Origin of the sequence: Actinocrinis sp. (assembly GCF_035938995.1) — a bacterium.
In the GTDB taxonomy this organism is placed as follows: domain Bacteria; phylum Actinomycetota; class Actinomycetes; order Streptomycetales; family Catenulisporaceae; genus DASZGI01.
Genome location: NZ_DASZGI010000390.1, coordinates 1 through 8,448, shown reverse-complemented (window position 1 = coordinate 8,448; position 8,448 = coordinate 1). Strand labels below are relative to the sequence as shown.

The 8,448-nt window shown below is 70.3% G+C and carries 7 protein-coding genes; 2 read left to right on the top strand and 5 right to left on the bottom strand.

Annotated elements, in window-relative coordinates; genetic code table 11:
• Both VGZ32_RS26915 and deoC read right to left on the bottom strand, forming a co-directional pair.
• On the bottom strand, positions 1–1,376 hold a 1,376-nt coding region (locus tag VGZ32_RS26915; protein ID WP_326889018.1), incomplete at its 3' end, for an aldehyde dehydrogenase family protein.
• A 5-nt stretch (positions 1,377–1,381) separates the two neighbouring features.
• Complete coding sequence (deoC, locus tag VGZ32_RS26910) at positions 1,382–2,317, bottom strand: deoxyribose-phosphate aldolase (protein WP_349263768.1); 936 nt, start codon at positions 2,315–2,317, stop codon at positions 1,382–1,384.
• Between the two features lie 296 nt (positions 2,318–2,613).
• On the opposite strand from deoC, the gene VGZ32_RS26905 reads away from it, so the two are divergent.
• On the top strand, positions 2,614–3,417 hold the full coding sequence (locus tag VGZ32_RS26905) for a PH domain-containing protein (RefSeq protein ID WP_326889016.1): 804 nt from the start codon (positions 2,614–2,616) through the stop codon (positions 3,415–3,417).
• Here the strand turns inward: VGZ32_RS26905 and VGZ32_RS26900 are convergent.
• The 3 genes from VGZ32_RS26900 to VGZ32_RS26890 all read right to left on the bottom strand — a co-directional run bounded on the left by VGZ32_RS26900 (position 3,404) and on the right by VGZ32_RS26890 (position 7,243).
• Positions 3,404–5,059 carry a phospho-sugar mutase gene (locus VGZ32_RS26900; RefSeq protein ID WP_326889015.1) on the bottom strand — a complete coding sequence of 552 codons (1,656 nt, stop codon included), beginning with the start codon at positions 5,057–5,059 and terminating at the stop codon, positions 3,404–3,406. The genes VGZ32_RS26905 and VGZ32_RS26900 overlap by 14 nt on opposite strands.
• Positions 5,060–5,126: 67 nt before the next feature.
• The gene (locus tag VGZ32_RS26895; protein WP_326889014.1) at positions 5,127–5,951 is read right to left on the bottom strand and encodes a purine-nucleoside phosphorylase; all 825 of its coding nucleotides are present in this window, start codon (positions 5,949–5,951) and stop codon (positions 5,127–5,129) included.
• Positions 5,948–7,243, bottom strand: coding sequence for an MFS transporter (locus VGZ32_RS26890; RefSeq protein WP_326889013.1), 1,296 nt, complete (start codon positions 7,241–7,243; stop codon positions 5,948–5,950). Before VGZ32_RS26890 ends, VGZ32_RS26895 begins: the two co-directional genes overlap by 4 nt.
• 129 nt (positions 7,244–7,372) lie before the next feature.
• On the opposite strand from VGZ32_RS26890, the gene VGZ32_RS26885 reads away from it, so the two are divergent.
• On the top strand, positions 7,373–8,448 hold a 1,076-nt coding region (locus VGZ32_RS26885), incomplete at its 3' end, for an NAD(P)H-quinone dehydrogenase (RefSeq protein ID WP_326889012.1).

Below are 8,448 nucleotides of genomic sequence, written 5' to 3'. Positions count from 1 at the left end.
ATGCGCGAGCCCTTCTCGGTCCACACGCCCGCCGACAGGCCGTAGGGCGTGTTGTTGGCCTTTGCCACGGCCTCCTCGGGGGTGCGGAAGGTCAGCACCGAGAGCACCGGGCCGAAGATCTCCTCGCGGGCGATCCGGTGTGTGGCCGAGACGTTCGTGAAGATGGTCGGCGCGAACCAGTAGCCGGTGCTCGGCAGCTCGCACGGCGGCGACCAGCGCTCGGCCCCCTCCTCCTCGCCAGCCGCCACCAGCTCGGTGATCTTCGCCAGCTGCGCCGCGGAGTTGATCGCGCCGACATCCGTGTTCTTGTCCAGCGGATCGCCGAGGCGCAGGGTGGACATCCGCCGGCGCAGCGCGTCGAGCAGTTCGTCCTCCAGCGACTCCTGCACGAGCAGCCGTGACCCGGCGCAGCAGACCTGGCCCTGGTTGAAGAAGATCGAATCGATGACGCCCTCGACCGCCTGGTCGACCGGGGCGTCGTCGAACACGATGTTCGCGGCCTTGCCGCCGAGTTCGAGAGTGACCTTCTTCGTCGTTCCGGCGACCGCTCGGGCGATGCCGCGGCCCACCTCGGTGGAGCCGGTGAACGCCACCTTGTCCACGCCGGGGTGTGCGACCAGGGCCGCGCCGGTCTCCCCGGCGCCGGTCACGATGTTCACCACGCCAGGGGGTAGCTCCGCCTGCTGGCAGATCCCGGCGAACGCGAGCGCGGTCAGCGGGGTGGTCTCCGCGGGCTTGAGGACCACCGTGTTGCCGCAGGCGAGCGCGGGCGCGATCTTCCAGGCCAGCATGAGCAGCGGGAAGTTCCACGGGATGACCTGGGCCGCCACGCCCAGCGGCCGCGGGTCCGGGCCATAGCCCGCATAGGAGAGCTTGTCCGCCCATCCGGCGTAGTGGAAGAAGTGCGCCGCGACCAGCGGGAGATCGACGTCCCGGGTTTCCCGGATCGGCTTGCCGTTGTCGAGGGACTCGAGCACGGCCAGTTCGCGCGAGCGCTCCTGGATGATCCGAGCGATCCGGAAGAGGTACTTGGCGCGCTCGGAGCCCGGCATCTTCGACCACACGGTGTCGTACGCGGTGCGGGCGGCGGCCACGGCGCGATCGATGTCGGCGGCCGACGCTACAGCGATCTCGGCCAGCACCTCCTCGGTGGCCGGGTTGACGGTCTTGAGCGACCCGCCGGTGCCCGCGGTGAACTCGCCGCCGATGAAGAGGTCGTAGCTCGACTTGATCTCGACGACGGCGCGGGACTCGGGCGCCGGAGCATAGTCGAAGAGGGCCGTAGAAACGGCGGAGCCGCGGCGCGCGTCGGGGGACACAGTGGCGCCGCGAGGCGTGGCGGGCTTGGGCGCCGAGGGCTTGCTGGTTGCGGGCATGCTGTTCAGTCCACCGTCACGTAGTTCGGTCCGGAGTAAGCGCCGGTCGTGAGCTTCTGGCGCTGCATCAGCAGGTCGTTGAGCAGGGAGGAGGCGCCGAAGCGGAACAGCTCCGGGGTCAGCCAGTCTGGCCCGCAGGTCTCGTTGACCATGACGAGGTACTTGATCGCGTCCTTAGCGGTGCGTATGCCGCCCGCGGGCTTCATTCCAACCGTCCGGTGCGCGGAGGCGCGGAAGTCGCGCACCGCCTCGAGCATCACCAGAGTCACCGGGAGCGTGGCCGCGGGGGAGACCTTGCCGGTCGAGGTCTTGATGAAGTCGGCGCCGGCGAGCATCGCCAGCCACGAGGCGCGGCGCACGTTGTCGTAGGTGGCCAGCTCCCCGGTTTCCAGGATGACCTTCAAGTGCGCGTCGCCGCAGGCCTGCCGGACGGCGGTGATCTCCTCGAGCACCGCTGCGTAGTGGCCCGCCAGGAACGCGCCGCGGTCGATCACCATGTCGATCTCGTCCGCCCCCTCGGCCACCGCGAACCTGGTGTCGGCCAGCTTGACCTCGAGTGACGCACGGCCGGAGGGGAAGGCGGTCGCGACCGAGGCGACCCGGATCCCGGTGCCGCGCAACTCGTGCTTGGCCACCGCGACCATGTCGGGGTAGACGCACACCGCGGCGACGGACGGGCAGCTCGGATCGGCCGGGTCGGGCCGCCGGGCCTTCGCCGCCAGCGAGCGGACCTTGCCGGGCGTGTCCGCGCCCTCGAGCGTGGTCAGGTCGATCATCCGGATCGCCAGGTCCAGCGCGAAGCCCTTGGCGGTGGTCTTGATTGAGCGGGTGCCGAGCCGGGCGGCCCGCGCCTCCGCCCCGACCTTGTCCACGCCGGGCAGACCGTGCAGGAAACGGCGCAGCGCCGCCTCGCTGCCGGTGACCTGGGTCAATTCAGGCACGGCAGCCGGCGCCGGATGCGCGACTTCGGCGTGCGGCGGGGTCTGCTGCCGCGTTGTCGCGGCGGTTTCGGCGATGCTCGTCACGCGATCCAGACTAATCGGGGGCAAGACCGCCCGCGCCCCCCGTGATCCGGCCTGTGGATAACTTTTCGCCGGTCGACGAGACGCGCTTTGCTGCGCCCGGCGCGCGATCGGAACCCGGCCGTGATCGCCCCGTGACCGCGCGGTCCGCCCCCCGGTCGGCCTCGACGAGCCCGCGTGGACCCGGCTCTGGACGTGGGGCAGAATCACAAACCATGACCAGGCGCGGCACGTCCTCCACCTCCCCGGCCGAGAAGCCGACCGTCTACCGCGGCGTGGCGGCCCTCCTCGGCGGAGCCGTGGCCGCGCTGTTCTGCCTCTACGGAGCGATCGACCTGGCGGTCGAGGTCGGATCGCCGGACCTGATCGGCATCGCGGTCCTGGTACTCGTGGCCGTGCTCGCGGCCGTGTTCGGCATCTACCCGGCGGCGTTCTCGGACGACGAAGGGCTGCTGGTCCGCAACCCGTTCCGCAATATCCGCCTGCCCTGGTCTGAGGTCACGGACCTCTCCGCGCGCCTGTCCTTCGTCGCCCACACCGAAAGCGGCCGATTCACCGTGTTCGCCATTCCGGTATCCCTTCGCGAACGGCGTAGGGCGGACCGGCAGCGGCTTAGGGCGGTCGCACAGACTCAGCGCGCGGCGCGGCGCGGCGGCGGAGGAGGCACACAGAGCTCGCTGCCGTTCGGCGCGCCGCGCTCGCAGCAACGACACCACGATGCGCACATTGAGCGGCTGGCCTTTGCTGATCAGGCGATCGTCGAGATGAACGCTCGCCGGGACGCTCAGGCTGCACGCGCGAAAGTAGCCGCTGCCAAGGCAGCTGCGGCTACGGACGGCGCCGGAACCGCAAACACCGCTCCTTCCGACAAGGGAACCGCGACTGCGGCAACGCCGACGGCAGCACCTGCGGAAGTCACCGCACCGCCTGCAGCGCTGTCCGTCGCCTGGACGTGGCCGACGCTCGCACTCCTCGGCGCGGCCGTGGTGTTCCTGATCGTCGCGATCATTGTGAAGTGAGCCGCTGCTCCAACGCTTCTTTGAGCGACGACAGCGTTTCGGCAGCCTGCTGTGCTGATCCGCGGGTGACCACTTCGAGGTAGCACTTAAGCTTCGGCTCGGTACCTGAGAGACGGATCACCACACGCGTTCCGCCGTCGAGCACGAACCGAAGGCCGTCAGTCGGTGGCAGACTCTCGGACCCGGCCTCCAGATCATCGATGCGTGACACGACGATCCCGGCCAGTTCCTTCGGCGGCGCCGCGCGCAGCGCCTGCATCATCTTCGGGATGTCGCTGAGGTCGTTGACGCGAAGCGAAAGCTGGTCGGTCGCGTGCCGTCCGTACTCGGCGGCCAGGCGCTCCAACTCGTCGCTTATCGTTCGGCCCTGCGCCTTAAGCTTCGCGGTCAGTTCGGTGATGACGAGCGCCGCGGTGATGCCGTCCTTGTCCCGCACGCCGCCCGGATCGACGCAGTATCCGAGTGCCTCCTCGTATGCGAACGTGAGGCCTTCCAGCTTCGAAAGCCACTTGAAGCCGGTCAGCGTCTCGCGGTACTCGATCCCGTGCTTTGCCGCGATCTTTCCGAGCAGGGTGGAGGACACGATCGTGGTGGCGAACAGCCGCGCTGCTCCGCGCTCCGCGATGTACTGCCCGAGCAGCGCACCGACCTCGTCGCCGCGCAGCATCCGCCACGCGCCGCCGGCTCCGCCCGCCGTCGCACCGACGGGCACGGCGACGGCGCAGCGGTCAGCGTCCGGATCGTTCGCGATCACCAGTTCCGCCCCCGACGAGCGGGCGAGCTCCAGCGCCAGATCGATCGCGCCCGGCTCCTCTGGGTTGGGGAAGGAGACCGTCGGGAACGCCGGATCGGGATTCTGCTGCTGCGGCACCGGAATCGGTGTACCGAACCCGGCCCGCCTGAACGCCTCGGCAAGCACGGACCCACCGACGCCGTGCAGCGCCGTGGACACCACCCGCAGGTCGCGCGGTCCGTCCGGGTCCAGCACGCTCGCGGCCCGGTCCAGGTACGCGTCGAGAATCGAGTCGTCCAGCGTCTCCCACTCCGTGCCCCGCGGAACCGAGCCGAGCGGCCCGACCTCCGCGATACGCGCGGCGATCTCGGCGTCGGCGGGCGGGGTGATCTGCGATCCGTCGCCCAGGTAGACCTTGTAGCCGTTGTCGCGCGGCGGGTTGTGACTGGCCGTCACCATGACCCCGGCGCAGGCGCCCAGGTACCGGATCGCGAACGCCAGCACGGGTGTGGGCAGCGGCCTGGGCAGGACCATCGCGCGCAGCCCCGCCCCGGTCATCACCTCGGCGGTGTCCCGCGCGAAGACATCCGAGTTCTTGCGCGCGTCATAGCCGATCACCACAGCCTCTTCGAGGTGGCCGTGGTCGAGCAGATACCGCGCCAAACCCGCCGCGGCGCGCGAGACGACGACCCGGTTCATCCGATTCGGCCCGGCGCCCAACTCGCCGCGCAGGCCCGCGGTGCCGAACTGGAGCGTCCCGGAAAAGCGCTCGGCCAGCTGCGAACAGGTGTCGCAGGCGCCTTCGTCGGCGTCCGCGCATTCCTCGATCAGTCCGCGCAGTTCGTCGCGGGTCTCCGGATCGGGATCCTGCTCGAGCCAGTCGCGGGCGAGGGAGAGCAGACGTTCCACCGCGGCGCCTCCTTCGTCGTCACTGTCTCGTTGTCACAGTCTCGTCGGCACTGTTTCGCCGCCGTCGTCACAGTCTGCCGAGCACGTCGCGCAGCAGCCCGCCCATGCGCGAGGCGGCGGCGTTGCCCGCCTCGATGACCTCCTCGGCGCTGAGCGGTTCCCCGGTCATCCCGGCCGCCATGTTCGTCACCAGCGAGACGCCGAGCAGTTCGGCGCCCGCCTCACGCACGGCGATCGCCTCGAGCACCGTGGACATGCCGACCAGATCCGCCCCCATCGTGCGGAACATCCGGATCTCCGCCGGAGTCTCGTAGTGCGGGCCGGGGATCTGCACGTAGACGCCCTCGGCGAGGCTGGGATCCACGTCCCGGCACAGCGCGCGCAGCCTGGGGGAGTACAGGTCGGTCAGGTCCACGAAGTTCGCGCCCACGATCGGCGAGGTGGCGGTCAGGTTCAGGTGGTCGCTGATCAGGACCGGCTGGCCGACCGAGTAGTCCGCGTTGATTCCGCCGCAGCCGTTGGTGAGCACCACGGTCCGCGCGCCGGCCGCGACCGCCGTGCGCACCCCGTGCACCACGCTCGCGACGCCGTGGCCTTCGTACAGGTGGGTGCGGCCGAGGAACACCAGCGCGAGCTTGCCGGACGCGGCCAGCCGCACCACCCGGATCTTCCCGGCGTGGCCCAGCGCGGTGGGCGGGGCGAACCCGGGCAGGTCCGTGACCGGGAATTCGTGCTCGGTCTCGCCCAGCGCAGCCGCCGCCGGCACCCACCCGGAACCCATCACCAGCGCCATGTCCGGCGCTACGCCGGTCCGCGCGAGGAGCGCCTTAGCCGCGTCCTGCGCACCGGTATAGGCATCGGCGTATGGGCCCGTGCTCGTCTCAGTCGTCACGCCTCAGACGATATAGCCGACACCGTCAAGGCGCCCTCCGTCACGACTTCCGAGTTTGCTGCGGGGACCGGTGCGTCGGCGTACCGGCGGGTGCGGATGTCTCGAGACACCAGCGTGACGCCGGTCGCGGCGAGGATGACGGCCACGGCGCCGTACTGCGTCGCCGAGACCCCGACCGCCGTCGCGATCGGGCCGGCGAGCAGCGCGCCGAGCGGCATCGACATCACCGTGCCGAGCGCGTCATACGCGGCGACCCGCGCCAGTTTCTCCGCTGGGATGTAGCGGGCCATCGCGACATTCCACTGCACCATCATCGCCTCGATGACGATCCCGACGCCCAGGCTGGCCACGCAGATCAGCCAGACCGGCCAGAGCATCGCCAGGGCGAGCGGCGGGATCGCGATCGCCGCGCCGATGGCCGTGACGAACAGCATCGGCCGCTTGGGCGAATACCGCAGCGAGACCACGCCGCCGACGATGAAGCCGACCGACTCGGCCGCCATGATCGAACCCCAGGCCGCAGGACCGCCTAGGTGCGCGGCCGCGACCGCGGGACCGAGCACGCTGAACGAGCCGTACCAGACCATCATGATCACCGAGTACTGCGCGACGATGGCCCACAGCCAGGTGTGCGCGCGGAACTCCTGCCAGCCCTCGCGCAGCTCCCGCAGGACGCCGGGGGTCTGCGCGCGCGCCGTCGCCGCGGCCCGGATCAGCAGGTTGGGCGGGACGGCGCAGAGCATCCCGAGCGCGTCCGCGACCAGTGCCCAGCCGGGTCCGGCCGCCGCGACGACGAAGCCGCCGACCGCCGCGCCGCCCATCGTCGCACCGTTCATGACGAGCCGGCTGATCGCGTTGGCCTGCTGGAGTTCGGCGTCGGGGACGAGCCGGGGCAGCAGCGCCGTCGACGCCGGGTAGAACATCGCGACGGCGGTTCCGGTGCCTGCTTCGAGCACGATCATCTGCCATAGCTGCGCGCTGTGCGTCAGGACGAGCAGACCGAGCACGCCCTCGCACACCGCGATCGTCAGGTTGACCGCCGCGATCAGGTACTGCGGCTTGATCCGGTCCGCGATCACCCCGCCGACCGGCGCGAAGACCAGGTTCGGCGCGATCTGCGCGGCGAGCACATAGGACAGGTCGGCGGTGGAGTGCGTCGCGGCCAGGACCGCGAACGACACGCCGACCATGGAGAAAGCGAACGCCGACGGGGCGAGGAAGCGGTCGATCAGCAGATAGCGGAAGTCGCGGTGTCGGAGCACGCCGGACCGACTCGATGTGGACCTCGACATCGGTATCCCGCTCCCTGCGACCGCATGCGCCCGTGCGCGACGGCGCACGTTTCATCGACGTTAGCTGGCGCCGCGAACGGTGCGCCAGCGATTTTCCACCTGTTTCCACAGCTCACCTACACTTGACCTGTGACACGTATAGCGATCATCGGCGGTGGGCCCGGCGGCTACGAGGCGGCATTGGTGGCCGCGCGGATCGGCGCGGAGGTGACCATCGTCGACCGGGACGGGATCGGCGGCGCGGCGGTGCTCACCGACTGCGTGCCGTCCAAGACCCTGATCGCGACGGCCGACGTGATGACCACCCTCGAGGACGCGCCGGAGTTGGGCGTGCGAGTGGACGGGGGAGGGCCGCGTTGCGTCACGGGCGTGGACATGGCGCGGGTGAACGCGCGAGTGAAGGCCTTGGCGGCGAAGCAGTCGGAGGACATCTCTGAGGGCCTGGCGAAGGCCGGCGTGACGGTGATCAGCGGCGCGGGGCGGCTGGCCGAGGGCGGCGCGGCGGTCGAGGTGACGACCAGGGGCGGGAAGACCGAGCGGATTCCAGCCGACGCGGTCATCATCGCCACGGGCGCCCGGCCGCGTGAACTGGCCGCGGCCTGTCCGGACGGCGAGCGGATACTGACTTGGACTCAGCTCTACGACCTGGACGAGCTGCCCGAGGAACTGATCGTGGTCGGTTCGGGGGTGACCGGGGCGGAGTTCGCCGGTGCGTATCAGGCGCTGGGTTCGCAGGTCACGCTGGTCTCATCGCGGGACCGGGTGCTGCCGGGCGAAGATCAGGACGCGGCGGCGGTGCTTGAGGAGGTCTTCCAGCGCCGCGGCATGCGGGTCCTAAGCCGTGCGCGTGCGGCGGGAGCGGCGCGCGACGGGGACCGGGTACTAGTGACCTTGGAAGACGGCCGGACGGTAAGCGGCACGCACTGTCTTATGGCGGTCGGCTCGCTGCCTAACACCGAGGATCTCGGTCTAGAGGAGGCGGGGGTCCAGACGTCGCGCTCGGGACACATCGTCGTCGACAGGGTCTCGCGCACGTCGGTGTCCGGCGTCTACGCGGCGGGTGACTGCACCGGCGTACTGCCGCTCGCATCGGTGGCGGCGATGCAGGGCAGGATCGCGATGTATCACGCGCTCGGCGAAGCGGTGTGGCCGATCAACCTCAAGCGCGTGTCGTCGAACATCTTCACCGCGCCGGAGATCGCGAC

Coding starts and splice junctions, on each gene's coding strand:
- VGZ32_RS26905 (WP_326889016.1), top strand. CDS start 2,614: ATGACCAGGCGCGGCACGTCCTCCACCTCCCCGGCCGAGAAGCCGACC.
- VGZ32_RS26890 (WP_326889013.1), bottom strand. CDS start 7,243: ATGTCGAGGTCCACATCGAGTCGGTCCGGCGTGCTCCGACACCGCGAC.